The sequence below is a fragment of the Nonomuraea sp. PA05 genome (genome assembly GCF_008086045.1).
Classification (GTDB): domain Bacteria; phylum Actinomycetota; class Actinomycetes; order Streptosporangiales; family Streptosporangiaceae; genus Nonomuraea; species Nonomuraea monospora.
Genome location: NZ_VSEY01000023.1, coordinates 137,682 through 163,381, shown reverse-complemented (window position 1 = coordinate 163,381; position 25,700 = coordinate 137,682). Strand labels below are relative to the sequence as shown.

The window sequence follows — 25,700 nt, the reverse complement described above, 5'->3', positions numbered from 1 at the left end:
ACCGCCGGAGTCTGCCGCGCCGCAAGGGCCCCTGCGGCGCGAACCTCTTGCCAGGCTTCCTTAGCGTCGCTAAATTCGGGCTTAGCAGCGCTAAGGAGCGTTCTCATGATCTTGACAGCGAAGGCCGCCGACGGCACGCAGGCGCGCGCCACCGACGGGGGCGGCGGCACCCCCGCCGTCCTCGTCCTGCACCCGGGCCTGGACGACGGGGCCTCCTGGGCGGCGGTGGCCGCGCGGCTGGCCGCGCACCACCGCGTGGTGCGGCTCCACCGCCGCCGCTACCGGCTGGACCTCGACCGGCAGACCCCGTGCACAGTCGCGCAGGAGGTCGAGCACACCCTCGCGGTGGCGGAGGCGATGGGAGGCGGGCCCGTGGTGCTCGCCGCGCACTCCTCGGGCGCCGTGATCGCGCTGGAGGCCATGGTGGCCGCGCCGTCGGCCTTCGCGGGCGCGGTGCTGTACGAGCCGCCGGTCGTCATCGGCCCGCCGCTGGGCGGCCCCGACGGCGAGGTGCACCGCCGGGCCCGCGCCGCGATCGCCGCCGGGCGGCCCGGCCGCGCCATGCGGATCTTCGTGCGCGACACGGTGCGCATGTCCGGCTGGGTGGCGTTGCTGTCGGGGCTGTTCGTGGCCGTGGCGCCGAGGATGCGGGCGCTGGCGCCGCGCCAGATCGAGGACAACGCCGCGATGGACGCGCTGGGGGTGCGCCTGGACGCGTACGCGCGGATTGCGGTGCCGGTGGTCCTGCTGGGGGGTGACCGCAGCCCGGCGCACCTGGGGGAGCGGCTGGACGCGCTGGAGCGCGTGCTGCCCGGCGCGCGGCGGGTGCTGCTGACCGGCCAGGGCCACGCGGCGCACGCCAAGGCGCCGGACCGGGTCGCCGAGGTCGTCGCCGGTCTCGCGGCGGAGGCGGCGGGGGAAAGCTGAGCCGGACGGGCCCGGCGTCCCGGGGCCGGGAAACCGGACGGGCCCGGCGTCCCGGGGGCCGGGAAGCCGGGCGGAGGCCGAGAGGTTCGGGGGTGGGAAGTCAGGTGAAGCGGGGGTTGTGGGGGCTGTGCAGGAGGCTGGCCTGGCGGGCCAGCGTGGAGGCGAGGGTGATCGCGTCGGAGCAGCCGATGCTCTCCAGCACCCCCTGCGCCGACAGTTGCGCCGTCATGGGCCGCAGCAGGACGGCCGTCCAGCGGGCCGCGCCTGGCGCGTCGACGCGGAAGTGGATCTCCCAGGCCGGGTAGGTGCTGCGCAGGGCGTCGAGCTGCCGCCCCGCCAGCGGCCACTCGGTCTCGAACGGCGTCCCCGTCATCTCCTCCGCGCCGCCCGGTGCACGCGGAGGAGGGCACGCAGGGCGGCCAGGCTGGGCCTGGTGAGGCGGGTCTCGTCATGGATGGCGGTCCACCCGGAGTGATCTCGTTCGAACGACCACCCGGGGAACTCTCGCGCAGCCTCCTGGAGCAGTCGTTCCATGACGAAATCGGCACTCGGCGCACTGGTCATGGACGCAGAGTCGCATTCAGGCGCCGTTGCGTGACGAACTCAGGCGAAAGATCTCCCCGTTCGGATCGACCGAACACAGAGTTCGGCCAGATGGGGATTCAGATGGGGATGTCGTGGCGCTCGGCGAGATAGCGCACCTCCGGCGCCCACGACGGCCTGGCCCGCCGCGCCAGCGACCGGACCATCTCGCGCAGCAGCAGCTTGTGGTCGAGTTCCTCGGGGCATTCGCGCTCGATTCGCAGGAGGTGGAGCAGGCTGGCGGCGTCGTCGCCGAGGTCCTCGCAGGCACGGGCGACGTGGCCGAGGTGGGTGGTGCGGCGCTCGATGGACGGCGTGCGGCGCAGGTCGATGTCGTCGGCCAGGTGCAGCACCGCCTCGGGGCGGCCGGTGTCGTTCTCGATGCTGGCCATGTGGATGGCGACGTTGGTGGGGCCGAAGAAGGCCAGGTCGTAGGCGCTGGAGGAGTCGTCGACGCGTTCGGCCAGCCGCGCCGCCTCGCCGCGTACCCGCTCCCTGGCCTCGTCGTCGGCCCCCATGCGGGCCTCGCCGATGGCGGCGAGCAGGTGCAGCGCCCCGAGTGCCTTGATGTGGCGCTCGTCGCCGTCGCCGACGTGCGGTTCGAGCTGCTCGATGCCGCGCCGCGCCACGTCGTAGGCGATCTGGTGCATGTCGTCGGACAACATCGACTGCCCGAGGTTCCAGTACGACCACGCGATCATCAGCGGGTCGCCGGACTCCTCGGCGAAGCGCATGGCCCGGTCGGCGGCCAGATGCGCGAGGTCCACCCGCCGCAGGTGCTTGAGCACCCCTCTGGCCAGCAGGTACGCGTCCGTCGCCACGCTGTACGACCGCTGGGTGCGATCCAGCGCGAGACTCTCGGCGTCGCTGACCAGGGACGGCAGCGCGGCCATGAGGATCGAGTAGCGGCGCGTGGAGGTGAACCAGGCGTTGCGTGCCGCAGCCACCCGCTCGGAGAGCTGTTCGGCGTCGGGCGGCTCGATGTCGGGCCCCAGCGACCGGCAGGTGAACAGCGCACGCTCGATGTCGCTGATCTGCGGCCTGCTGGGCTCGTGCGAGTCGCGCGGCGTCTCCCCTAAGAGCACGGCGGTGCGCACCCCGAGCACCTTGGCGATCTCCCGCAGCAGGGGGAGCGAGGGTGTTCGTTTGCCGTGCTCGATCAGCTCGATGTGCCTGGGGGTGCAGCCGGACTGGGTGGCCAGCGCGGTGGTGCTCATCCCCCTGCGCTCGCGCTGGAGCCTGACCATCTGCCCGGTGCTGATTTCGGCCATGGGCGTGACGCCTCCTGGATCGGTCCCAACAGCACTCAGGCTAGGGCTCCCGATGTCCCGCTGCCATGGTTTCCGCCCTGCTCACCCGCCCTGTTCGCCGCCCTTCAACGCCGCGAATGATGGGCCAGCAGGCGGGCGAGAAGAGCGGAGAACTGCTCACGTTCCGGTCCGCTCAGCGGGGCGAGCAGTTCGTCCTGGAGGCTCGAGATCAGCTCGTCGAGCCGCTCCAGGTGGCGGCGGCCCGAGGTGGTCATGGTGACGACGTTGCGGCGGCGGTCGGCGGGGTCCGGGGTGCGCTCGACGTGGCCGCGCTCCTCCAGCTCGTTGATCACGGCGACCATGTCGCTGCGGTAGATGCTGGTGCGCCTGCTCAGCTCGGCCTGGCTCACGGGGCCGGCCTCGCGCAGCGCGGCGAGCGCGGCGTAGTGCCACTTGCGGGCGTCCGCCGCGCCGAGCGCCTCGTTGAAGAGCCGGTCGGAGTACATCGCGACCAGGGACAACGTCCGGCTGGGCAGGGCGCGGAGCGCCTCGGGGGTGGCCTGCTCGTCCATCTCGTGAGTCACACACAGGAGCTTACCCGTTGCGTTAGTGACACTAACGATGTACGTTCGTTAGTGCCACTAACGGTTTGGAAAGGATCGGACATGCCTGAGATCAAGGTGCTCGACTCCACCTTCTACCACGAGGATCAGGGAGAGGGCGTCCCCTTCGTCTTCCTGCACGGCAACCCCGCCTCCTCCCGCATCTGGCGCCAGGTGCTCCCGGGTGTCGCCGGGCCCGGCCGCCGCCTGCTCGCCCCCGACCTGATCGGCATGGGCCGCTCGGGCAGGCCCGACGTGCCGTACCGGTTCGACGACCACGCCCGCTACCTCGACGCCTGGTTCGACGCGCTGGGGCTGGACGAGGTCGTGCTGGTCGGTCACGACTGGGGCGGGGCGCTGGCGTTCGACTGGGCGGCCCGCCATCCTGGCCGTACGCGCGGCGTGGCCTTCCTGGAGACCTTCGTGCGGCCGCTCCGCTCGGCCGAGTTGGGCGACGGGCCGCGCGCCAGGAGCGAGCTCATCAGGAGCCCCGAGGGCGAGACGCTGGTGCTGGACAAGAACATGCTGCTGGAGACCGCGTTCACCGGCGGCGTGCTGCACCCGCTGAGCGAGGAGGAGCGGCGGCCGTACCTGGAGCCGTACCCGACGCGGGAGAGCCGCCGGCCGCTGCTGCAGTGGGCGCGCTCGCAGCCGATCGACGGCGACCCCGCCGACGTGGTCGAGCGGATCGAGGGCTACGGCAAGTGGCTCGCCGCCAGCGACGAGGTGCCCAAGCTGCTGCTCACCTTCGACTCCTCGCCGACGCTGCTCATCACCGAGGCGATGGCCGCCTGGTGTGCGGGCAACATCGCCGGTCTGGAGACCGAGCACTGCGGCCCGGCCGGTCACCACGCGCCCGAGGACAGCCCGCACGCCATCGCCGCCGCCATCGGGGCCTGGGCCGCGCGTCGGGGCCTCTGAGGGCTGCTCGCGAGGCCCTCGGGGCGCGGCGGGGTCAGCGGGGGCGGCGGCGGCCCAGGTGGGTCAGGACCTCGCGCAGGGCGTCCGCCGCCTGCCGGACGTTCTCCTCGGGGACGCCGGCGACGACGTCCTGATAGGCGCCGGCGGTGGTCTCCAGCGCGGCCACCGCCACGCGCCGCCCCTCGCCGGTGAGCCGGACCCAGCGGCTGCGTGCGTCCCCCTCGTCGGCCTCGCGCTCCACGTGCCCGGCCGCGCTCAGCCGCTGCAGCACGTTGCTGATGCCGCCCGAGGTGAGGAAGAGCGACTTGGCCAGCTCGCTGGGTCTCATCCGGTACGACGGCGCCCGCAGCAGCGCCGCCAGCACGTCGAACTCGGCGTACGTCAGCCCCAGCTCCGCCAGGTCGCCCTTGATGGCCTGCTCGAACAGCATGTTGAGCCGCGAGACGCGCTTGCCCAGCTCAAGGGTGGCGATGAGCGACGACGACAGGCCCGCTTCCTGCCAGCGGGGCACCATCGCGTCGATCTCGTCCGGTTTCACGTGATCGAGGATACCCATCAGGGGATTGCTTTCTGAAAAGCTTTTTCTTAAGCTTTCGGCTATGACATCCACCATCCTGATCAAGAACGGTGTCGTCATCGACACCGAGCCCGAGCCCGTGGTGCTGGGCCGGGTGGACGTACGCGTCGACGGCGGCACCATCACCGAGGTCGGCCCCGGCCTGCCCGTGGAGCCGGGCGCGGAGGTCATCGACGCGACCGGCGCCCTCGTGCTGCCCGGCTTCGTCGACACGCACCGCCACACCTGGCAGGCCGGCATCAGGGCGGTCGCGCCCGACATCGACTTCCGCGGCTACATGCGGCGGATCATCACCGAGCTCGCCCCCCGCCACCGCCCCCGCGACCTGTACGCGGGCAACCTGGCCGGCGCGCTGGAGTGCCTCGACTCCGGCGTCACCACGCTGCTCGACTGGTCGCACGCCCAGTTCAGCCCCGAGCACACTGACGACGCCGTGCGGGCGCTGAGCGCGTCCGGCATCAGAACGGTCTTCGGCTACTGCTACGGCGGCGAGCCCGGCGGGCTGGCGGCGGAGACCAGGCGCGTGCGCGAGACGCACTTCGGCGCGCCCGGCCTGGTCACGATGGCGCTCGCGGCGCTCGGGCCGGAGATCGCCGGCGAGGAGCGCGCACTGGAGGAGTGGCGGCTGGCCGCCGAGCTGGGCCTGCCCGTCACCGCGCACCTGGGCGGGCACGGCAGGCAGAGCGCCGCGAGGGGGCTGGCGTTCCTGGAGGAGCACGGGCTGCTGGCCACCCCCACCACGTTCGTGCACGCGCTGCACTACACCGACGAGGAGCTCAAGCGCATCGCGGCGGCGGGCGCCACCGCCTCGGTCTCGCCCGTGGACGAGATGAACCTCGGCATCGGCTACCCCACCACCGGCAGGCTCAGGGCGGCGGGCATCCCCACCGGGCTCAGCGCCGACACGGTGGTGTGCTCGCCCGGCGACATGTTCAGCCAGATGCGCACCGCCCACCTGCTCGAACGTGGCCGGCCCGACGGTGCGGGCCTCGGCTTCACCACCCGCGACGCGCTGCGCATGGCCACCTTCGAAGGCGCCCAGGTGGTCGGGCTCGGCGAGGTGGTCGGCTCGCTGCGGCCGGGCAAGCAGGCAGACCTGCAGCTCCTGCGCACCGACCGGCTCGGCATGGCGAGCGCGCACGACCCCATCGCCGCCGTCGTGCTGAACGCCGATACTGGCTGCGTGGACACCGTCATGGTCGGGGGGCGTGTGGTGAAGCGTGGTGGGCAGTTGCTCCATCACGATCTGCCCGCGGTTCTGGCGGCCCTGGCGGAGACCGCCGAGGCGGTGGTCGTGATGTGATCGCCTCTGTAGGAAGAGGGGTGTGATGGCGGGGCTTACCGAGCGCGTCGAATCGGTGAAGGCGTGGGGCCGCGGCAAGCTCGACCACTGGCGGGTGCGCAGGCTGTCGCTCGACCATCTCATCAGGGCGGCGCAGCGCTACCAGCTCCAGTCCGGCGACCGGCTGGCCGGCGCCGTCACCTACTTCACGTTCCTGTCCTTCTTCCCACTGCTGGTGCTGGGGTACTCGCTGCTCGGGTTCGTGGTGGCCACTAGCGAGACCACCCGGGACGCGATGCAGGAAGCCATCTCCGAGCGGCTGCCCGGCATCATGGACAAGCTCAACTTCGACCTCGACAACATCGCCGAGGCGAAGACGGCGGCGGGGATCATCGGCCTGCTGGGCCTGCTCTACGCCGGGCTCGGCGCGCTCGACGCGCTGCGCGGGGCGCTGCGCGAGATGTCGATGACTACCACGCCGCCGCTCGACTTCTTCGTCGGCAAGCTGCGCGACCTCGCGTCGCTGATCCTGCTGGGCGCCACCGCGATCGCGTCCGTCCTGGTCGCCGGGTTCGCCACGACCGCCACCGACCACGTGATGAAGTTCGTGTTCGGCGGGGACACGCTGGTGGGCACGCTGCTGTTCAGGATCGCCGGGATCGCGGCGAGCGTGGGGGCCGACTGGCTGCTGTTCGTGATCGTGCTCGGCTGGGTGGCCAGGCCCACCCAGCCGTTCCGGGTGATCGCCAAGGGGGCGCTGCTGGGCGCGATCTCCTTCGGCCTGCTCAAGCAGATCGCGACGCTGCTGCTGGCGACCACGATGGGCAACGTGGTGTACGGCGCCTTCGCAGCCATCGTCGGGCTGCTGGTCTGGATGAACTTCTCGGCCAGGCTGATCCTCTTCGTCGCGGCCTGGACCGCCACCACGGGGCTCTGCCCGCCGCCGTCCCCGTCGCCGATCCCGTCCACGGAGGTGGACAGCCCGCCCGGGGACGGCCCCGCGCCCATGCCCGAACGGTCAGGTGCGTGACCGGCCGCGCTTGCGGCGGATCCCGTAGCCCAGCCAGATCAGCCCGAACAGCAGCCCGCCGCCGATCACCAGCGAGCCGACCGTCTTGGTGGAGTCGGTCTGCTTGGAGGCGGCCGTGTCGAGCAGCGGCGGCTGGACGGCCGGCGTGACCGAGCCGGCGGGCGAGGCCGACGCACTCGGAGCTCCCGGCGTGGCCGACGGCTGCGGCGCGGCGAGCGCCGAGGCGGGGAGCGGGTCCACGAGCCGCCCGACCGGGGTGACCTTGCCACGCACCGAGAAGCCCCAGTCGAGGAGCTGGGTCACCTCGTCCCAGAAGCCGCCCTCGTGCCGCATGATGCTCACCACGACGGTGTGGCCGCCGCGGGTGGCCGCGCCGACGAAGCTGGCCTGCGCCTTGGACGTCCAGCCGTTCTTCACGCCGACCATGCCGTTGTAGCGCCACAGCAGCTTGTTGTGGTTGCTGATCTCGTAGTAGCCCTTGGGCGCCGGGAACTTGGCGGTCTTCGTACTGATGTAACGCCGGAAGTCCGGGTTCGCCAGCCCCGCGCGGGCGATCAGCGCCAGGTCGTAGGCCGAGCTGCTCTGGCCCGGCTTGTCCAGGCCGCTGGGCGTCTTGGCCACGGTGTCGTTCGCCTGCAGCCGCTTGGCCTCGGCGTTCATGTCGCTCATGGTCTGGGCCAGGCTGCCGTTCGCCTCGGCCAGCGCCATGGCGGCGTCGTTGCCCGACGACATCATCAGCGCCTTGAACAGGTCGTCGATCTTGTAGGTGACCTTCGGCGTCAGGCCGACCGCGCTGCCCTCCTGGTTGCAGGCGTTGTGGCTGGGCCGGACCTTGCGGTTCTTGTCGAGCTTCTGGATCAGGGTGAGCGCGGTCAGCGTCTTCAGGGTGCTGGCCGGCAGGTAACGCCCGTGGGGGTCCTTGGCTGCCAGCACCTCACCCGTGTCGGCGTCCGCGATGACGTACGAAGTAGCCTTGCTCTTGGGCGGCTTCTTGACGCCCGCTGGGGCGACGAGGCCGCGGCTGCCCAGCGCCTCGCCACCGACAGGTGTCGTCGGCGCGGCGTATGCGGTCCCGCCGGTGAGCGCGACCGAGGCGATGAGTGCCGTGACCGGCACGAGTTTCGTCCACATGGCGGTCTCAGCGTAGCTCCGTGTTATTGCGCATGTGGCGACACATCCCCCGAAGATCCACGTTCGATGCTAGAGAGGTACATGTGTCACGAAAGATCGCCGTATTCCTCATCGTCCTCGGCGCGTTCATGATCTTTGAGTGGGTGAACCTGGGGTTTAACTTGGCCGATGGCCACCCGACGAGCTTCTATGTGGTGCACGGGGTGCTGATCGTGGTGAACGTGATCCTTGGCGCCGTGCTGGCGGTGATCGGCTGGCGCGCGCTGCGCGGCTCCCGCGTCACGGACCGCAGAGCAGCCGCCGGGTGAGCGCGTGCAGCTCGTCGGCCTCCTCGCGGGAGTCGCCGATCGAGGTGAAGCCCAGCTTGCCGTGCTCGGGGATGGCGCCGAGCAGGTGGAAGACATTGCCGGTGCGCCGCTGGGCGTCGAAGCCGATCCCGAGCCGGTCGGCAGTCCGCATCACCTCACCGGGCGTACGCCCCCGGAGGCAGCCGGAGGCGCAGTTGTCGGTCGCCGTGTAGAACTTAGGTTGATCTCCGGACATGAGGTGACCGGTGGCCGGATCGTAGGTGGCCCCGGTCGTCAGCACGGCGGCGCCGAACGGATGCGTGGTGCCGCCGATCCGCAGGTTGATCTCGCACAGCAGCGCCGCGTAGCCGGCGTCGGCCTTCAGCGCGAAGAAGTCCATCCCGAACAGCCCGACCACGCCGCGATCCGCCAGGATCCGGGCGATCCGCGCGGCCGACTCGCCCACCTCGGCGCGGTACTCGGGCGCCGCGGGGAACGTGCAGCCCTGGTAGACGTGCCCGTTGGGGCCGCCCAGCACCTGGTCGTGCGTGGCGAGCACCTGAGCTTCTCCGCCCGGCGTGATTTGAGCCAGCGCGCTCGGGTAGTAGAGCGGCCTATGTTCGATGAACTCCTCCACCACCGCCCCCCGATCCCGGACCTTGCGCAGATAGTGGTCCCAGGTCTCCCCGGCCGCGGAGAAGCTGGTAGACGATCTGTCGGCCTTCGTGACGATCGCGTTGCCGAGCCCGGAGTAGGCGTCGTTCAGCTTGACGATCACCCGCTCGCCCGGCAGCGCCTCCAGGGCCTCCTCGATCTGGAGCTCGGACCGCACGTCGCCGAAGCCACGCGCCATCGGCACGCCCGCCTCATGTCCCACTTCCCGGGCCCCGCTCTTGGAGCCGTAATAGGAAAGGGACGTCGCGGGTCCGTAGAGGGGAACGTTGAGTAGCGACGCGAGCTCCTCCTCGAGCTCGCTCAGCACGAACGGGACGAGCCAAGCGTCGCCGTCGATCGCCGCGCGCAGCTGCTCGACGGCGTCGGGCCGGTCGAGCAGGGTCCTGGTCAACGGCTGAGACCAGGGGTCGTCGAGGCTGATCAGCGTCAGACGCTTGGCCGCGTCATCCGGATCCGGCAGGAAGGCGAAGTAGTAGTCGATGATGTCGGGATCGACGGGCGCGGAGGAGAGGTAGACCACCTTGACCCCGGGCTCGCGGAGCGTGAGTAAGAGGAACAGCAGGCGCTCCTCGTACGACCTGGCCCCCGTGATCCGGCGAAGCTCATCCTGCGGAAGGGAGAGCGAGGGTACGACCACCAGGGTCCCCTCACTCGGCTCGAAGATGCTCAACCCAGCACTCTTCTCCCCGAACGGGATATTAGTGATCATATAGCGAGTGAAACACGCATTCTTCTCAAATGCAGCCAGCGCTGAAGTGTGATGACCATGACAGAAGGTGACAGGATTCGGAATCGCTGACCACGTTTGAACTGACAGCATCGGGTCACGATCTACTGATCCCTTGTGACTATTTCCGGATCAGCCGTATGCGTACGGAACGTGACTTACCTGCGGTTACGGGCCTGCGGTCAGGCAACTTTTGGGGTATCTGCCGCCGCGAAGCGGCACGGTAGCGATAAAGTCGAAGCATCGCCATCGGGCTCACGGCCGACCGCTGTGCTCCCCGGCTGCAGCGGCAATCGCGACAGATGACTGCGAAGCCCGTGCTGACGATCTCGCGCACCAAACCAGTGGGTGTGTCTTTTGATTCGCCGAGCGGCCGCTCAACCGGGTGGCCACCGCGGGATGGAGAGTTTTTCTTGGAGCGCAGAGCCGCGATGGCCAGCAAGGTGCGGGGCGCGCGGCATGGGACGGGACGGTGACATATGCGGGGACGTGAGCTGCGGGGGGAACTCGACGCGTTCCTGGCGGAGACCGAGCAGGAGCTGGTGGCATTCCGCCGCGACCTGCACATGCACCCCGAGCTGGCCTTCGCCGAATATCGCACCACACAGCGGATCGCCGAGCGGCTCACCGCCGCGGGGCTGACGCCTTCGGTGCTCCCCAGGGGGACGGGGCTCATCTGCGACGTGGGCAGCGGCGACGGGCCGACCGTCGCGTTGCGCGCCGACATCGACGCCCTGCCGCTGCAGGACGAGAAGGATCACGTGTCCTACCGCTCGACCGTGGCCGGATCATGCCACGCGTGCGGGCACGACGTGCACACCACGATCCTGCTCGGCACCTCGCTCTTCCTGGCCCAGCAGGCCGCCGCGGGGCTCCTGCCCGGCCGGGTGCGGCTGATCTTCCAGCCCGCCGAGGAGCTCCCCGGCGGCGCCCTGGAGGTCATGGCGCAGGGCGGCATCAGCGGCGTCGACCGCATCTTCGGCCTCCACTGCGACCCACGCGTGGACGTCGGCCAGGTCGGCCTCAGGAGCGGGCCCATCACCTCGGCCTGCGACAAGATCGTCGTGCGGGTCTCCGGGCCCGGCGGCCACACCGCCCGCCCCCACCTCACCGCCGACCTCGTCTTCGCCCTCGCCAAGATCCTCACCGAGCTGCCCGCCGCGCTGTCGCGCCGCGTCGACCCGCGCTCGTCCCTCAGCCTCGTCTGGGGCCGCGTCGAGGCCGGCTCCGCCGCCAACGCCATCCCCGACGACGGGGTCGCCGCCGGCACGGTGCGCTGCCTCGACGAGAACGCCTGGCACGCCGCTCCCGACCTGATCAAGTCGCTGCTGGAGTCGGTCGCCAGCGCGTACGGCATCGAGGCCACGATGGACTACACGCGCGGGGTGCCGCCGGTGGTCAACGACGAGGTCAGCGTCGAGATGCTGGCCGAGGCCGCCGAGCGGGCCCTCGGCGCCGGGGCCGTCGTGCCCACCCAGCAGTCGCTGGGCGGCGAGGACTTCGCCTGGTACCTGGAGTCGATCCCGGGCGCGTTCGCGCGGCTGGGCACCCGGTCGCCCGACGGGGTGACGTACGACATCCATCAGGGGACGTTCGACGTCGATGAGAAGGCCATCGGGATGGGCGTGCGGGTGATGGCCGCCACGGCGCTCACGGCGCTGTGGGAGGTCGGGCCGCTCGACTCGATCACCTCCGCCCTGGCCTGACCGCCCTTCCGGACCCCCGCCGTACTTCGGCGGGGGTTTCTTCTTGGGACCAGCACGGCGCGGGGTGGGCGGGCTGCGCTGCTGGGCGCGACCGCTCGGCGGCGATGGCTCGGCGAGGGCGGATGCCGTCCCGCGACGCTCGTGCCGCCCGCATCGCGAGCGCTGTCCCTTCCCCAAGAGGACCCCAGCCCGTGCGGTGGGAGAGCGGTGCACCCCACCGCACGGGGCTACGGGAAGCTCGTTACGGCAGTCGGCCGAGCACCACGGGAAGCCGCAGCGCCGACTTGCCCGGCGACACGGTGACCTGGGTGCCGGCCGGATACCGCAACGTGTAGTCGTAGTCGGTGGAGATGATCACCAGCCCCAGCCGGTGCCCCTTCTTGAACAGGTAGTCCGTGGGCTGGAAGTCCCACGAGAAGCTGTACTCCTTACCGGCCCGCACCGGCTCGCTGCGATCCGCCCGATGCCGGTTGCGCACGTCCAGCCATCCCCGCGTGACGATCTTGTACGCGGTGGTCGAGGTCCCGAGCGTCCGGAGCAGGGTGCAGCCGGTGTCGCCCGGCACCCCCTGCCCGTAGCAGTAGGTCTGCCCGGTGGAGACGAGCGTCCCGTTCGGGCGGACGTCGGTGCCGTAGTCCACCAGCAGCGCCGTCAGGTACGGCGAGGCCCCGGCCTTGAACGAGGCCCGCACCGACACGGTCGGCGTCCCCGAGATCCGCACGTCGGCAGGGAGCGCCCCGGTCGTGTAGGCCAGCCGGTTCGGATCGGCTCCCACCGCTTCGACCAGGTCCTCGGCCGTTCTGACGTTCTGGTCGGTGAACGTCTCAGGGGCCGAGCGCGGGCGCGGGACCAGGCCGAGTGAGGAGCCGGAGCCCGGGTGGAGCGGGACGGTGACCGAGCCCGGCAGCGGCCAGGACGGGTACTGGGCCCACTGGCCGACCGTGCCCTCCACGTCGGCCTGCGGCTCGCGCATGATGCCCGAGTCGATCCCGTACAGCCAGTGGTCGAACCAGCCGTGGAGCTGGCGCAGCCACTCGGCGGTGCGCAGGTTGAAGGGGCTCATGTGGGTGCCCTGGTGCAGCCAGATCTTGCGCGGCACGTCCCGCTTGGACAGGGCGTACCACCATTGCGCGAACTGCTTGGTCTTGACGTTCCAGTCGTTGAGGCCGTGCACGAGGAAGACGCTGGCCTTCACCTTGCGCACGTCGTTGAGGTAGTTGCGCTCGTCCCAGAGCGGGCTGTAGTCGCCGGTGATCCGGTCCTGGGTGGCGGTCAGCCCGTCCACCACGTCGCCGCACGCCTCCTGGCCGTTCTGCCTGGTCAGGACGTACTTGGCGAGCACGTCGAGGTCCTCGCCCTGGAAGCCGCCGGGGGCCAGGACGCCGCCGTTGGCGCGGTAGTAGTCGTACCAACTGGAGATGGCGGCGATCGGCACGATCGTCTCCAGGCCGCGCACGCCGGTGGCGGCGACGGCGTTGGGCAGGGTGCCGTTGTACGAGACGCCGATCATGCCGACCTTGCCGGTGGACCAGGTGGCCTCGACGGGGTTGCCCGCGGCGTCGAAGCCCTTGGCGCGGCCGTTCAGCCAGTCGATGGCGGCCTTCGGGCCGGCGGTCTCGTTGCGGCCGCCCGAGGTGGGGCAGCCGGTGGCGCGGGCGCTGCCGAGGTTCTCGACCAGCGCGATGGCGTAGCCGCGGGGCACGAAGTAGTTGTCGTAGTAGCTGTCGAACGGGCCGGCGGCGTCCAGCTTGGCCGACAGGGCGGTCATGGCGGGCAGGGGGACGCCGTTCTCGTCCACGTCCACGGGGTGGTTGGCGACGTCGTTGCCGGGGGCGTAGTAGGGGCTCGCCTCCATGATCACCGGGACCTTGAGGCCCTGGTCGGTTTCCTTGGGGCGCAGGATGTCCACGGCGACCCTGTCGTTGACGCCGTCGTGGTCGCTGTCGGTTCCCTCGACCTCGACGAACACCGTCTGCTGGATGGCGTCCGCCCTGGAGAAGATCGGCTGGGTCGCGTTGTTCTCGATCTTGATGGCCGGGGTGCCGGCCGTGGCGGGTTGGGTGCCGGTGAGGGTCGCCACGAGTAAGGCGGCCAGCGGCACGGAGAGGGCTCTCCACGGGTGCATGCGGGGCTCCGATACGAAGATTTCCACCGTCGGTCGGAATCTCCGTCACGACGGGCCCTCAGGGCAAGAGCTGATCGACCACCAAAGTTGAGTAAATCTTTGCTGGTGCGTCCGATGTGCCTGAATCGCGATTCAGGTCACGGACGCGAGTGATGTCGGTAACGGAGCGGTTGCGACCCTGTGTCCCGGTTTGGTTGTCCCTGGTCAAGCAACTATCTTCCGTGCAGGTGCCGTACGTTCTGTCGCGCCTGCGACCAAATCGGCGGCGGGGAAACGGAAGGGAGTCGCCTTGCTCGGCAAGCGATTCAACAAGGTGGCGCTCGGCTCGGTCGCCGGCGTACTGCTCATGGCGGCGGCCGCCTGCGGTGGCGGCGGTGGGGGGACCACGGCAGCCAGCCAGGAGCCGACCGGCGCGGCGAGCAGCGAGGCGCCGAAGAGCGACCTCAAGGTGGGTCTCGCGTTCGACGTCGGCGGGCGTGGTGACAAGTCCTTCAACGACTCGGCCTACGCCGGCCTGGAGAAGGCCAAGACGGACCTCGGCGCGGAGATCAAGGAGCTCAGCCCGTCCGCTGACGGCTCCAACCGCGGCGACCTGCTCCGCCAGCTCGCGGACGCCGGCTACAACCCGATCATCGGGGTCGGCTTCGCCTACGCCGAGGACGTCAAGAAGGCGGCGGAGGAGTACCCCGACATCCAGTTCGCGATCGTCGACTCGGCCTCCAACGCGCCCAACGTGACCGGCCTGCTGTTCGCCGAGGAGCAGGGCTCCTACCTGGCGGGCGTCGCCGCGGCGACCAAGGCGGAGTCCGGCCACGTCGGCTTCGTCGGCGGCGTCGAGAGCGACCTGATCAAGAAGTTCGAGGCGGGCTTCGTGGCGGGCGTGAAGTCGGTCAAGGCGGACGCCAAGATCGACGTCAAGTACCTCACCCCCAACGGTGACTTCTCCGGCTTCAAGGCCCCCGACAAGGGCAAGGTCGCGGCCGAGAAGATGTACCAGGACGGCGCGGACATCGTCTACCACGCCTCCGGCGACTCCGGCCTCGGCGTGTTCCAGGCGGCGGCCGCGGCCAAGAAGAAGGCCATCGGCGTCGACTCCGACCAGCGCCAGACGGTCAAGGAGACCGACCTGCAGTCGGTGATCATGACCTCGATGCTCAAGCGCGTCGACGTCGGCGTGTTCGAGTTCATCAAGGCCTTCCAGGGCGGCGCCAAGGGCGGCACGGACACCACGTACGACCTGAAGGTCGACGGCGTGGGCCTGTCCACCACGGGCGGCGAGATCGACGACATCAAGGACAAGCTCGACGCTGCCAAGAAGGACATCGTCGACGGCAAAATCACGGTTCCTGCCAAGCCGTAATCGGGGTAAGAGAGACAGCGGAGGGCCCGGAGTCCCGACTTCGGGCCTTCTGTCTATCCCGCCCCCTGTAGGAGAGGCGAAATGAGTGCTGACACCCTGGCCACGGTGAAACCCGCCGTAGAGCTGGAGGGCATCACCAAGCGTTTCCCCGGTGTCGTCGCGAACCACGACATCCGCATCACCGTCCAGCCCGGCACGGTGCACGCCATCGTCGGGGAGAACGGCGCGGGCAAATCCACCCTGATGAAGATCCTCTACGGCATGCAGAAGCCGGACGAGGGAACGATCAAGGTCAACGGCACGGAGGTCAGCTTCCGCACGCCGAGCGACGCCATCGCGGTCGGGATCGGCATGGTGCACCAGCACTTCATGCTCGCCGACAACTTCACCGTCCTGGAGAACATCGTCCTCGGGGCCGAGCCGACCCGGATCGGCACCCTCGACACGGCCGCCGCCCGCCGGCGCATCGTCGAGCTGGCCGAGACCCACGGCCTGCGCGTCGACCCCGACAAGCTCGTCGAGGGCCTCGGCGTCGGCGACCGCCAGCGCGTGGAGATCCTCAAGGTCCTCTACCGCGGCGCCCGCATCCTCATCCTCGACGAGCCGACGGCCGTTCTGGTGCCGCAGGAGGTCGAGGAGCTCTTCCAGAACCTGCGCGAGCTGAAGGCCGAAGGCCTGACGGTCATCTTCATCTCGCACAAGCTCGACGAGGTGCTCGACATCGCCGACGCGATCACCGTGATCCGGCGCGGCACCACCGTCGCCAGCGTGAACCCGTCCGAGGTCACCGCGCGGCAGCTCGCCGAGCTGATGGTGGGCAGCGAGCTGCCCACGCCCGAGACCCGCGAGTCCACCGTGACCGACGTCGTCACCCTGAAGGTCGCCGAGCTCACCATGCCGGGCGAGGGCGAACGCCTGCTCCTCGACGACGTCTCGTTCGACATTCACCAGGGTGAGATCCTCGGCATCGCCGGCGTCGAGGGCAACGGCCAGTCCGAGCTGATCGAGGCCATCATGGGCATCCGGCCCGCGCAGGGCCGCATCGAGCTCGCCGGCCAGGACATCAGCACCTGGTCCACGCTCAGGCGCCGCGAGTCCGGCATCGGCTACATCCCCGAGGACCGCCACCGCCAGGGCCTGCTCCTGGAGGCGTCGCTGTGGGAGAACCGGGTGCTCGGCCACCAGACCAGGAAGCCCGCCCGCAGCGGCATCTGGGTCAACCGGCGCGCGTCCAAGGCCGACACCGAGCGCATCGTCCGCGACTACGACGTGCGCACGCCCGGCGTGGACACTCTCGCCCTGGCCCTGTCCGGCGGCAACCAGCAGAAGCTGATCGTGGGCCGCGAGATGAGCGGCGAGCCCGCCTTCCTCATCGCCGCCCACCCCACCCGCGGCGTGGACGTCGGCGCCCAGGCGGCCATCTGGGACCACCTGCGCAACGCCCGCGCCGCCGGGCTCGCGGTGCTGCTCATCTCGGCGGACCTGGACGAGCTGATCGGGCTGTCCGACACCATCCAGGTGATCTACCGGGGGCGGCTGGTGGCCGCGCTCGACCCTTCCGACATCACGCCCGAACGGCTGGGCGGTTACATGACCGGCGCCATCGCCGGCACTGAGGAGACGTGATGCCCGCCGGGCTCAACCGGGCGCTGCTCACCGTCGCCGGCGCCGTCGTCGCCGTCATCCTGGCGATCGCGATCTGCAGCGTGGCGATCATCATCGCCGGTGGCGAACCTCTCACCGCGCTCACCGCGCTCTTCGACTTCGGCGAGGCCGCGCGGGCGCAGTCGAACTCGATCGCGACCTTCCTCAACCGCGCGGTGCCGCTGTTCATCGCCGGTCTGGCGGTGGCCGTCGGCTTCCGCATGAACCTCTTCAACATCGGCGTCGAGGGCCAGTACCGGATCGCGGCCATCTGCGCCGCCTACGTGGGCTCCACGTTCACGGCGCCCGCGCCTCTCCAGATCACGGTGATCATTGTGGTCGCGGCGCTGGTCGGCGGCCTGTACGCGCTCATCCCTGCCATCATGAAGGTGACCAGGGGCGTGAACGAGGTCATCTCCACGATCATGCTGAACTACATCGCGATCAACCTGGCGGCCTTCCTGGTCCGCGGGCCCTTCGCGGGACAGCGCGCGGAGGGCGAGCTCACCGTGTCCACGCCGGAACTGCCCGACTCGGCCATGTTTCCCGACCTGAACTTCCTGTTCGACGGGTTCGGGCTGCTCCCGCCGACCAGGGGCGGCGGCCTGTGGGGCTTCCTCATCGTGGCCATCGTGCTCGGCGTGGCGATCTGGGTGGTGCTGGAACGCACCCGCTTCGGCTTCAACATCAAGGCCAGCGGGCTCAACGGCCCCGCCGCCCTCGCCTCAGGCGTCAACCCGAAGAAGATGGTGATCTCCGCGATGGTGCTGTCCGGGGCGATCGCCGGGCTCATCGGGCTGCCCGAGATCCTCGGCGACAGGGGCGCCTACAACTCCAACTTCACTGCGGGCCTGGGCTTCCTCGGCATCGCGGTGGCGCTGCTCGGCCGGAACAAGCCCGTCGGCATCGCGATCGCCGCGCTGCTGTTCGCGTTCCTGGACCGGGCGCAGGGCGCGCTGCAGTTCGCCGACATCCCGCCGTCCGTCATCACGATCATCCAGGGCACGATCGTCCTGCTGGTCGTGGTGGCCAACGAGGTGACGAACCGGATCGCGCTCAGGCTCGAAGAGCGGCGCGCCGCCCAGCAGCTCGGCAGGAACACACCGGTTGAGGTGAACGCATGACCCGGGTCGGCAAGTACCATCTGACGCTCATCGGCGTCGCCGCGCTCATCCTGGTGATGTCGCTGGTGCGGGTCGTGTCCGGCGAGACCGACATCACCTCCTCCGGCACGTTCGCCGCCGCCCTGCTGCTCGCGGTGCCGATCGGCCTGGCCGGGCTCGGCGGCCTGTGGGCCGAGCGGGCCGGCGTGGTCAACATCGGCCTCGAAGGCATGATGGTGCTCGGCACCTGGTTCGCTGGCTGGGCCGGCTACCAGTGGGGTCCCGTGGCCGCGCTGGCCGCCGGGCTGATCGGCGGCGCGCTCGGCGGGCTGCTGCACGCGATCGCGACCGTCACCTTCGGCGTCGACCACATCATCAGCGGCGTCGCCATCAACCTGCTCGGCCCCGGCATCACCCGCTTCCTGTCGGAGGTCCTCTACAAGGAGGGCACCCCGGCGGCGGAGGCGGGCGCGGGCATCACCACCTCGCCCGCCATCACGGGGGAGACGTGGACGCCCAGCCTGCCGGTGTTCTCCGACGGCCCCGACCTGCTCGGCAAGCTGGAGAGCACGCACTGGTTCCTGCTGTCCGACGTGGCCGGAATCGTGCGCGGGCTCACGCACGAGATCAACATCCTGGTGCTCCTGGCGGTGCTGCTGCTGCCGCTGACGTACTTCGTGCTCTGGCGCACCTCGTTCGGCCTGCGGCTGCGCTCGGCGGGCGAGAACCCGTGGGCGGCCGAGTCGCTGGGCGTCAACGTCTACCTGATCAAGTACATCGCGGTGGTCGTCTCCGGCGCGCTGGCCGGGCTCGGCGGCGTGTTCCTGGTCTTCGTCTCCACCAAGTACGTCGAGGGGCAGACGGCGGGGCGCGGCTTCATCGGCCTGGCCGCGATGATCTTCGGCAACTGGCGGCCCGGCGGGCTCGCCGCCGGAGCCTCGCTGTTCGGCTACGCCGACGGCCTGCAACTGCGCAGCTCCACCGCCGTCACCACGTTCTTCCTGTTCGGCGCGGTGCTGCTGCTGATCTATGTGGGCCTCCAGGTGCGCAGGCTCATGACGACAGATCTGGCGGGGCGGGAGACCAAGCGGTACACCCTGATGGCCGTGGCCGCCCTGGGCGCGGTCATCCTGTTCTGGCTCTGGCTGACCGTCGACCAGTTGCCGAACGAGTTCGTCTTCATCACGCCACACGTGCTCACGCTGCTCGTGCTCCTGGTCGCCTCCCAGCGCCTGCGGATGCCCAAGGCCGACGGCGTCGTCTACCGCCGGGGGGAACAACATTGAACATCGACTGGAACGGCCTCAGGGACGAGGCGGCCGAGGCCATGCGGCACGCGTACGCGCCGTACTCCAAGTTCCCCGTCGGCGCGGCCGCGCTGGTGGACGACGGCCGCATCGTCACGGGTTGCAACGTCGAGAACGCCTCCTACGGCCTGGGCCTGTGCGCCGAGTGCGGCCTGGTCTCGGCGTTGCAGCGCTCGGGCGGCGGCAGGCTGGTGGCGTTCACCTGCGTGGACGGTCACGGTGAGCTGCTGATGCCGTGCGGGCGCTGCCGTCAGCTCCTGTACGAGTTCGGCGGCGAGGAGCTGCTGGTCGAGACGGAGGACGGGCCGAAGCGCATGGCCGAGATCCTGCCGTACGCGTTCGGGCCGCAGGACCTCAGCAGGAGCGCGTGACATGGACGCCGTCGAGATCAGCGGGAGCGCGTGACATGGACGCCATCGAGGTCATCCGCGCCAAGCGCGACCGGAGCGAGCTGGCCACGGCCCAGATCGACTGGGTGATCGACGCGTACACGCGGGGCGACGTGGCCGACGAGCAGATGTCGGCGCTGGCCATGGCGATCCTGCTGAACGGCATGGACCGGCGCGAGATCGCCGACTGGACGCAGGCCATGATCCGCTCCGGCGAGCGCATGGACTGGTCGGCGCTCGACCGGCCGACGGCCGACAAGCACTCGACGGGCGGCGTCGGCGACAAGATCACGCTGCCGCTGGCTCCGCTGGTGGCCGCGTGCGGCGCGTACGTGCCGCAGCTCTCCGGGCGGGGGCTGGGGCACACGGGCGGCACTCTGGACAAGCTGGAGTCCATCCCCGGCTGGCGGGCCTCGCTCTCCAACGACGAGATGCTCGGCGTGCTGCGCTCCGCCGGGGCCGTGGTGTGCGCGGCGGGGTCGGGGCTGGCGCCCGCCGACAAGAAGCTCTACGCGCTGCGGGACGTCACCGGCACCGTCGAGTCGATCCCGCTGATCGCCTCGTCGATCATGTCGAAGAAGATCGCCGAAGGGACGGGTTCGCTGGTCCTGGACGTGAAGGTGGGCTCGGGGGCGTTCATGAAGACCGTCCCGGCCGCTCGCGAGCTGGCCGAGACCATGGTCGCGCTCGGCACGGACGCGGGCGTGCGTACCGTCGCGCTGATGACCGCCATGGACCGGCCCCTGGGGCGGGCCGTGGGCAACGCGCTGGAGGTCGCCGAGTCGGTGGAGGTGCTGGCCGGTGGCGGGCCCGCCGACGTGGTGGAGCTGACCGTACGGCTGGCGCGGGAGATGCTGGAGGCCGCCGGGATCTCCTCGGGCAAGGACCCGGAGAAGGCGCTGGAGGACGGCTCGGCCATGGACGCGTGGCGGCGCATGATCTCCGCGCAGGGCGGTGACCCGGACGCGCTGCTGCCCAGGGCCGCCGAGACGATGACGGTGGAGGTGCCCGCCTCCGGGGTGCTGACCCGGCTGGACGCGTACGCCGTGGGGCTGGCCGCCTGGCGGCTCGGCGCCGGGCGGGCGCGCAAGGAGGATCCGGTCTCGTTCGGGGCCGGGATCGAGCTGCACGCCAAGCCGGGGGATCTGGTGCGGGCCGGGCAGCCGCTGATGACGCTGCACGCCGACGAGACGTCCCGCTTCGAGCGGGCGCTGGAGGCGTTGGAGGGCGGTTACTCGGTGGGGGAGGCGGTCGAGGAGCGGTTGCCCCTCGTCATCGACCGGATCACCGCACAGTAGTGGCCGTGGGGGCCGGGGTGTCGGCGAACACCTCGGCCAGCACCGCCCGCTGCGTCGGCAGGGCTTCGGCGTGGCGGGCGCGCCCGTCGTCGGTGATGCAGACGAACACGCCCCGTCTGTCGCTGTCGCACACGCCGCGCGTGACGAGCGCGGCCTTCTCCAGGCGGGCCACCACGCGCGAGAGCGCGCTCTGACTGAGGTGGACTTCCTCGCACAGCTCCTGGATACGGAGCTTCCTGTCGTGGTGCACGATCCGATCCAGCACCTCGAACTCGCTGGGCCCCAGGCCGTGCCGGTCGCCCAGCTCGCGCTCCAGCCTGCACATGGCCTGGGCGTGTTTGGCCAGGACGTAGTGCCAGGTGTCGACCACGAACCGCTCGTCCATGTCGCGGAGGTTACCACTTCGGGAAAACTCATGCAACGGCATTAAATGCACTTGCATTAGATGTGCGTGCATGTATTGTTCTGACTCATGTCCTCTTCCTCATCCCGCTGGGGCGCGCTCGCCGTGCTCTGCGCAGTGATCTTTCTTGACGCCCTGGACGTCTCGATGGTCGGAGTCGCCCTCCCCGCCATCCAGCACGACCTGGGCCTGACCACGTCGTCCTTGCAATGGGTTGTCAGCGGTTACGTGCTCGGCTATGGCGGTCTTCTGTTGCTCGGGGGCAGGACCGCCGACCTGCTGGGGCGGCGCAGGGTGTTCCTGGCCGCACTCGGCGTCTTCGCCGTGGCGTCGTTGCTCGGTGGTGTCGTGGACGACGGCGGATTGCTGATCGCGGCCAGGTTCATCAAGGGCGTGGCCGCCGCGTTCACCGCGCCCGCCGCTTTGTCGATCATCACGACGACCTTTCCCGAGGGCCCGGAGCGCAACAGGGCGTTGAGCATCTTCACCGCCTGCGGCGCCAGCGGCTACTCACTCGGCCTCGTGCTGTCCGGCTTGCTGACCGAGATCGGCTGGCGGTGGACGCTGCTCATGCCGGTGCCCGTCGCCGTGATCGCGCTGGTGGCCGCGTTGACGGTGCTGCCGAAGGGCCGGGAGGAGCGGGCCGAGGGCGGTCACGACCTGGTCGGCGCCGTGACGATCACCGCGTCGATGCTGCTGCTCGTCTTCACCGTCGTGCAGGCGCCCGAGGCCGGCTGGGCCTCGCTCCAGACGATCGGCTCGCTGGTGGGCGTCGCCGTCCTGCTCGGCCTGTTCGTCCTCGCCGAACTGCGCGTCCGCCACCCGCTGGTGCGGCTGGGCATCCTGCGCTCCGGCCACATCGTGCGGGCCAACCTGGGGCTGCTCATCCTCATGGGCTCGTACGTGGCCTTCCAGTTCGTGGCCATGCAGTACTTCCAGAACCTGCTCGGCTGGTCGGCACTCGGCACCGCCATGGCGTTCCTGCCCGCCGGCCTGCTCGTCGCCGTCACCTCCACCAAGATGGGCGACTTCGCCGACCGGTTCGGCACCGGCAAGCTGATCGTGATCGGCGCCGCCGCGCTGGCCAGCGGGTACGCGATCTTCCTCGGCATCGACCGCACCCCCAGCCTCGGCGGCATGGTGATCCCCGGCATGATCCTGCTGGGCATCGCGTTCGCGCTGTCGTTCCCCTCGCTCAACATCCAGGCCACCAACGGCGTGGACGACGACGAGCAGGGCCTGGCCTCCGGCCTGCTGAACACCTCCGGCCAGGTCGGCGGCGCGATCGTGCTGGCGGTGGTGACCGCCGTGCTCACCTCGGGCGGCGGCGAGACGCTGTCCATCGGCTCGCTGCGCGCGGCGATCGTGGTGTCGCTGGTGCTGGCCCTGGTCGGGCTGGCCATCTCGGCGACGGGACTGCGCGCCCGCAAGGCCGTCCCCGCCGAGAACGCGCAGGTCTACGAGACCGTCTGAACCAGGGGCCCCGCCGGAACCCCGGTGGGGCCCTCCATCACGGCCTGACCGCGCCCAGCGGGGACTCGTAGTCGAGCCACTCGACCCAGTCGCCGGTCACCTCCGTGATGTCGCCCGACTTCACGTTCACCTTGGTCAGCGCCACGTAGTCGTCGTCGTCCCAGGACCGCACCAGCACCTCGTCCTCGCGGACCCAGCGCTCGACGGTGATCACGTCGTAGTCGGAGAGGTCCGTGCGCGGCCCGCCCATGCGGCCGGTGCGGCCGTCCATCGTGACGAGCTCGGACTCCGCCGTGATCAGGGCCAGCGTGCGGCCGTCGGGGGACAGGGCGCCGCCGAAGCCGATGAGGCCGGGGTCGATGCGGTAGCCGCCTTCGAGGGCGCGCATGCCGTTCAGGTGGAACGTGGTGAGCGAGGCGTGGCCGGGCACGTCGGAGACGTCGCGCTGCTGGGCGACCGCCCGCGTCCCGTCGTCGGTCACCCCGAGGATGTGCACCTCCTGGCCGTGCTCGTAGTGGGTGACGCCGGTCTCGAAGTCGAGCGTGGCCCCATCGGACAGGCCGAAGTCCACGGAGAAGAAGCGGCCGTTGGGCGAGGCGGTGAGGTGCGGGGTGGCCTGCGCGTCCTTGACGTCGATGAGCTTGACGACGCCCGTGGGCAGGTCGCGGACCGCGTACCGGCCGCTGAGCTGCCGGTAGGCGATGCGGCGGCCGTCCTGGCTGATGGCCAGGGGCATGGTGACGCCGCTGTCCTCGTCGTAGCCGGCCCGCGCGCCGCCCAGCCGCCATTCGTTGCCGGACGTGGTCTGCAGCCGCCACTGGGCGCAGGGCCGGGGGTCGTTCGCGTTGTTCTCGCCCTCGCTGCGGCAGTAGCCCCGCCACGCGTACTGGATCGGGTCGTCCAGCTTGGCCGGCAGCAGGCCGGGCAGCTCCGCCTCCTCCTCTTCCACGGAGGGCGGCGTGTACGAGCTGGTCGGCGAGGTCATCGCCCGCTCGAACGTGGTGGCCATCGAGTTCACGCCCGCCACGACCAGGGCCACGAACGCGCTCATCGTGCCCACCGACACGGTCGTCCAGGTGGCCACGCGGATCCTGCGGCTCCTGGTGATGCGGGCCAGGACCGCGCCGGCCACGTCGGTGTGCGTGGCGGGCAGGCCGGTGACGAGGGCGACCAGCCCACCGCGCGGCTCCGCGCCGTCGCGCACCTGCGGCCCCGCCGCGTGCTCCTGGGACGGCGCGGCCCACTCGGGGCGCTGTTCCCCGAACGGCGGCGCGGCCCACTCGGGGCGCTGTTCCTCGAACGGCGCGGCCCACTCGGGGTGCTGTTCCTCGAACGGCGGCGCGGCCCGCTCGGGGTGGTGTTCCCCGGATGAGGTGGCCTGTCCGGGATCGTGCTCCTCGGGCGGGGGCTGCGGGGTGGCGGGGAAGAGCTCGGGGTGGGTGGCCTGGAGGTGCGCGTGCGCCTGGTGCAGTTCCCTGTCCAGGTCGCCCGTCCACACGCCGGTCATCGTCGCCACCTGCTGCGGGTGCAGCGCGTCGTGGTGGCGGGCGACGAAGGCGGCGCGGGTCCTGGGCGGCAGCACGCCCAGCGGGTACGTCGCGGGCGGCGGCACGTCGGCGGCCAGGAACCGCCTGTACAACTCGCTCAGCACGACGAGGGCGGGCCCGTTGGCGCGGACGGCGGTCCAGCGGCGGCACACCTTCACCAGCGAGTCGATCGCCAGGCTCCTGGCGCGGTCCTGGTCGCCGGTCAGCAGGTACGCGGTGCGGACGAACGAAGGCCCGTAATCACCCAGGAAGATGGATAAATCATTGGACTTGCTCACGTATATGACTCCTTGTGGGTCGATCGAGGTAGAGGCTCACCGAACCCCGCGATGAACTGCGGAAACGCCGCTTGCAGCCCCGCAGGCTGGGGCATCTACCGGGCATGCGCTCGTCATCCCCGCCCCGTGGCCGGCCGCTGGCTCGCGCGGTCGCCCCGCTCGCCTGCCTCTCCGTCCTGCTCGCCGGATGCGGCACCGCCCAGCAGACCGCCGGCACCCTGCCCCGGCAGACCTCCAGCGCCACCGCCACCCCCGGCACGCCGACCAGCACCACCGAGGTGGACGTCGAGCGGCCAGGGATGGAGCCCGCCGTCGTGACGGCCGTGCGGTACGCCGCCCACGCAACCTATGACCGGTTGGTCGTGGACCTCAAGGGAGATATCCCGGGATATAGCGTGAGATGGGTGGACGAATTCGTCCAGGACGGCTCCGGCAAGCCCCTCGGCGTGCACGGCGGCGCCTACCTCCAGCTCACCCTCTTCCCCGCGAACGCCCACGACGACCAGGGGCGGCCGACCTGGGCAGGCGGGCCCGTCTACCAGGCCGGGCTCGACAACCTCACCGGCGTCGTCAGGACCGGCGACTTCGAGGGACGCGTCGGCATCGGGCTGGTGCTGGGCAAGCGGGCGCCGTTCCAGCTCACCGAGAAGGGCTCACCGAGCCGGCTGGTCCTCGACGTGGCACACTGACGTCCGTGGTGAGAAAGATCGAGGGCCCGGCCCGCATCCCCGTACCTGGCGGAAAACTCATCGACGAGCACATCGGCCGCGTCAGCAGCGGCGACGAGGCCGTCTCCATCGCCCACATGACCGCCCCGCCGGGGTGGGAGGAGCCGGCGCAGCGGCCGTCGTTCACCGAGTACACCGTGGTGCTGCGCGGGACGGTGCTCGTCGAGCACGCCGAGGGGACGACCCGGGTCGAGGCGGGGCAGTCCGTGGTGACGTCGGCGGGGGAGAAGGTGCGTTACAGCGTCGGGCCCGAGGGGGCGGAGTACATCGCGGTGTGCCTGCCCGCGTTCTCACCGGAGACGGCGGGCCGCGAGGACTGACGGCACAGGACTGACGGCGCGAGGACTG

24 protein-coding genes are annotated in these 25,700 nt (G+C 70.6%); 15 read left to right on the top strand and 9 right to left on the bottom strand.

Features of this window, described 5'->3' with window-relative positions; translation table 11 throughout:
- Nucleotides 1-105: 105 nt before the first annotated feature.
- The gene (locus FXF51_RS33230; RefSeq protein ID WP_148438640.1) at nt 106-927 is read left to right on the top strand and encodes an alpha/beta fold hydrolase; all 822 of its coding nucleotides are present in this window, start codon (nt 106-108) and stop codon (nt 925-927) included.
- Nucleotides 928-1,027: 100 nt separating this feature from the next.
- Here FXF51_RS33230 and FXF51_RS33225 read toward each other — a convergent pair whose 3' ends face one another.
- The 3 genes from FXF51_RS33225 to FXF51_RS33215 all read right to left on the bottom strand — a co-directional run bounded on the left by FXF51_RS33225 (nt 1,028) and on the right by FXF51_RS33215 (nt 3,343).
- Nucleotides 1,028-1,300, bottom strand: coding sequence for a hypothetical protein (locus FXF51_RS33225; protein ID WP_148438639.1), 273 nt, complete (start codon nt 1,298-1,300; stop codon nt 1,028-1,030).
- Nucleotides 1,301-1,589: 289 nt separating this feature from the next.
- Nucleotides 1,590-2,780 carry a helix-turn-helix domain-containing protein gene (locus tag FXF51_RS33220; RefSeq protein ID WP_148438638.1) on the bottom strand — a complete coding sequence of 397 codons (1,191 nt, stop codon included), beginning with the start codon at nt 2,778-2,780 and terminating at the stop codon, nt 1,590-1,592.
- Between the two features lie 104 nt (nt 2,781-2,884).
- Complete coding sequence (locus tag FXF51_RS33215; RefSeq protein ID WP_262380010.1) at nt 2,885-3,343, bottom strand: MarR family winged helix-turn-helix transcriptional regulator; 459 nt, start codon at nt 3,341-3,343, stop codon at nt 2,885-2,887.
- A gap of 81 nt (nt 3,344-3,424) precedes the next feature.
- On the opposite strand from FXF51_RS33215, the gene FXF51_RS33210 reads away from it, so the two are divergent.
- Nucleotides 3,425-4,282, top strand: a complete 858-nt coding sequence (locus FXF51_RS33210) for a haloalkane dehalogenase (protein WP_148438637.1) — start codon at nt 3,425-3,427, stop codon at nt 4,280-4,282.
- Nucleotides 4,283-4,316: 34 nt separating this feature from the next.
- On the opposite strand, the gene FXF51_RS33205 is transcribed toward FXF51_RS33210, so the two are convergent.
- Entirely contained in the window at nt 4,317-4,820 is a 504-nt protein-coding gene (locus FXF51_RS33205) for a MarR family winged helix-turn-helix transcriptional regulator (protein WP_187414696.1), read from the bottom strand.
- 61 nt (nt 4,821-4,881) lie between these two features.
- Here FXF51_RS33205 and FXF51_RS33200 point away from each other — a divergent pair, with 61 nt between their 5' ends.
- A complete protein-coding gene (locus FXF51_RS33200) occupies nt 4,882-6,162 on the top strand; it encodes an amidohydrolase family protein (RefSeq protein WP_148438635.1) in 1,281 nt (426 codons plus the stop codon).
- A gap of 25 nt (nt 6,163-6,187) precedes the next feature.
- On the top strand, nt 6,188-7,171 hold the full coding sequence (locus FXF51_RS33195) for a YihY/virulence factor BrkB family protein (protein ID WP_148438634.1): 984 nt from the start codon (nt 6,188-6,190) through the stop codon (nt 7,169-7,171).
- Here FXF51_RS33195 and FXF51_RS33190 read toward each other — a convergent pair.
- Nucleotides 7,160-8,302 carry a D-alanyl-D-alanine carboxypeptidase family protein gene (locus FXF51_RS33190; RefSeq protein ID WP_148438633.1) on the bottom strand — a complete coding sequence of 381 codons (1,143 nt, stop codon included), beginning with the start codon at nt 8,300-8,302 and terminating at the stop codon, nt 7,160-7,162. The two genes, FXF51_RS33195 and FXF51_RS33190, sit on opposite strands and share 12 nt — an antisense overlap.
- A gap of 83 nt (nt 8,303-8,385) precedes the next feature.
- On the opposite strand from FXF51_RS33190, the gene FXF51_RS33185 reads away from it, so the two are divergent.
- Nucleotides 8,386-8,610, top strand: coding sequence for an SCO4848 family membrane protein (locus tag FXF51_RS33185; protein WP_262380009.1), 225 nt, complete (start codon nt 8,386-8,388; stop codon nt 8,608-8,610).
- Here the strand turns inward: FXF51_RS33185 and FXF51_RS33180 are convergent.
- A complete protein-coding gene (locus FXF51_RS33180) occupies nt 8,582-9,934 on the bottom strand; it encodes a peptide ligase PGM1-related protein (RefSeq protein ID WP_148438632.1) in 1,353 nt (450 codons plus the stop codon). The genes FXF51_RS33185 and FXF51_RS33180 overlap by 29 nt on opposite strands.
- Nucleotides 9,935-10,470: 536 nt before the next feature.
- On the opposite strand from FXF51_RS33180, the gene FXF51_RS33175 reads away from it, so the two are divergent.
- The gene (locus FXF51_RS33175) at nt 10,471-11,697 is read left to right on the top strand and encodes a M20 family metallopeptidase (protein WP_148438631.1); all 1,227 of its coding nucleotides are present in this window, start codon (nt 10,471-10,473) and stop codon (nt 11,695-11,697) included.
- Nucleotides 11,698-11,938: 241 nt separating this feature from the next.
- On the opposite strand, the gene FXF51_RS33170 is transcribed toward FXF51_RS33175, so the two are convergent.
- On the bottom strand, nt 11,939-13,822 hold the full coding sequence (locus tag FXF51_RS33170; protein WP_148438630.1) for a Xaa-Pro dipeptidyl-peptidase: 1,884 nt from the start codon (nt 13,820-13,822) through the stop codon (nt 11,939-11,941).
- A gap of 289 nt (nt 13,823-14,111) precedes the next feature.
- Between FXF51_RS33170 and FXF51_RS33165 the strand changes: the two genes are divergently transcribed.
- From FXF51_RS33165 to FXF51_RS33140, 6 genes are all read left to right on the top strand, one after another.
- Entirely contained in the window at nt 14,112-15,182 is a 1,071-nt protein-coding gene (locus FXF51_RS33165) for a BMP family protein (protein ID WP_148438629.1), read from the top strand.
- An 81-nt stretch (nt 15,183-15,263) separates the two neighbouring features.
- A complete protein-coding gene (locus tag FXF51_RS33160) occupies nt 15,264-16,808 on the top strand; it encodes an ABC transporter ATP-binding protein (protein WP_148438628.1) in 1,545 nt (514 codons plus the stop codon).
- Nucleotides 16,808-17,950 (top strand): ABC transporter permease, encoded by a 1,143-nt coding sequence (locus FXF51_RS33155; RefSeq protein ID WP_148438627.1) that lies wholly within the window; start codon nt 16,808-16,810, stop codon nt 17,948-17,950. Before FXF51_RS33160 ends, FXF51_RS33155 begins: the two co-directional genes overlap by 1 nt.
- Nucleotides 17,947-19,215 carry an ABC transporter permease gene (locus FXF51_RS33150; protein WP_148438626.1) on the top strand — a complete coding sequence of 423 codons (1,269 nt, stop codon included), beginning with the start codon at nt 17,947-17,949 and terminating at the stop codon, nt 19,213-19,215. Before FXF51_RS33155 ends, FXF51_RS33150 begins: the two co-directional genes overlap by 4 nt.
- Entirely contained in the window at nt 19,212-19,607 is a 396-nt protein-coding gene (locus FXF51_RS33145; protein WP_148438625.1) for a cytidine deaminase, read from the top strand. The genes FXF51_RS33150 and FXF51_RS33145 overlap by 4 nt, the downstream gene beginning before the upstream one ends.
- A gap of 35 nt (nt 19,608-19,642) precedes the next feature.
- Complete coding sequence (locus FXF51_RS33140) at nt 19,643-20,923, top strand: thymidine phosphorylase (protein ID WP_148438624.1); 1,281 nt, start codon at nt 19,643-19,645, stop codon at nt 20,921-20,923.
- Here the strand turns inward: FXF51_RS33140 and FXF51_RS33135 are convergent.
- The gene (locus FXF51_RS33135) at nt 20,910-21,308 is read right to left on the bottom strand and encodes a MarR family winged helix-turn-helix transcriptional regulator (RefSeq protein ID WP_148438623.1); all 399 of its coding nucleotides are present in this window, start codon (nt 21,306-21,308) and stop codon (nt 20,910-20,912) included. The genes FXF51_RS33140 and FXF51_RS33135 overlap by 14 nt on opposite strands.
- Before the next feature lie 87 nt (nt 21,309-21,395).
- Between FXF51_RS33135 and FXF51_RS33130 the strand changes: the two genes are divergently transcribed.
- Nucleotides 21,396-22,799 carry an MFS transporter gene (locus tag FXF51_RS33130; protein ID WP_148438622.1) on the top strand — a complete coding sequence of 468 codons (1,404 nt, stop codon included), beginning with the start codon at nt 21,396-21,398 and terminating at the stop codon, nt 22,797-22,799.
- A 37-nt stretch (nt 22,800-22,836) separates the two neighbouring features.
- Here the strand turns inward: FXF51_RS33130 and FXF51_RS33125 are convergent, their stop codons facing one another.
- Entirely contained in the window at nt 22,837-24,624 is a 1,788-nt protein-coding gene (locus FXF51_RS33125; RefSeq protein ID WP_148438621.1) for a hypothetical protein, read from the bottom strand.
- A gap of 104 nt (nt 24,625-24,728) precedes the next feature.
- Here FXF51_RS33125 and FXF51_RS33120 point away from each other — a divergent pair, with 104 nt between their 5' ends.
- Together FXF51_RS33120 and FXF51_RS33115 are read left to right on the top strand one after the other, a co-directional pair.
- On the top strand, nt 24,729-25,313 hold the full coding sequence (locus tag FXF51_RS33120; RefSeq protein WP_148438620.1) for a hypothetical protein: 585 nt from the start codon (nt 24,729-24,731) through the stop codon (nt 25,311-25,313).
- 5 nt (nt 25,314-25,318) lie between these two features.
- The gene (locus FXF51_RS33115) at nt 25,319-25,672 is read left to right on the top strand and encodes a cupin domain-containing protein (protein WP_148438619.1); all 354 of its coding nucleotides are present in this window, start codon (nt 25,319-25,321) and stop codon (nt 25,670-25,672) included.
- Nucleotides 25,673-25,700: the final 28 nt, after the last annotated feature.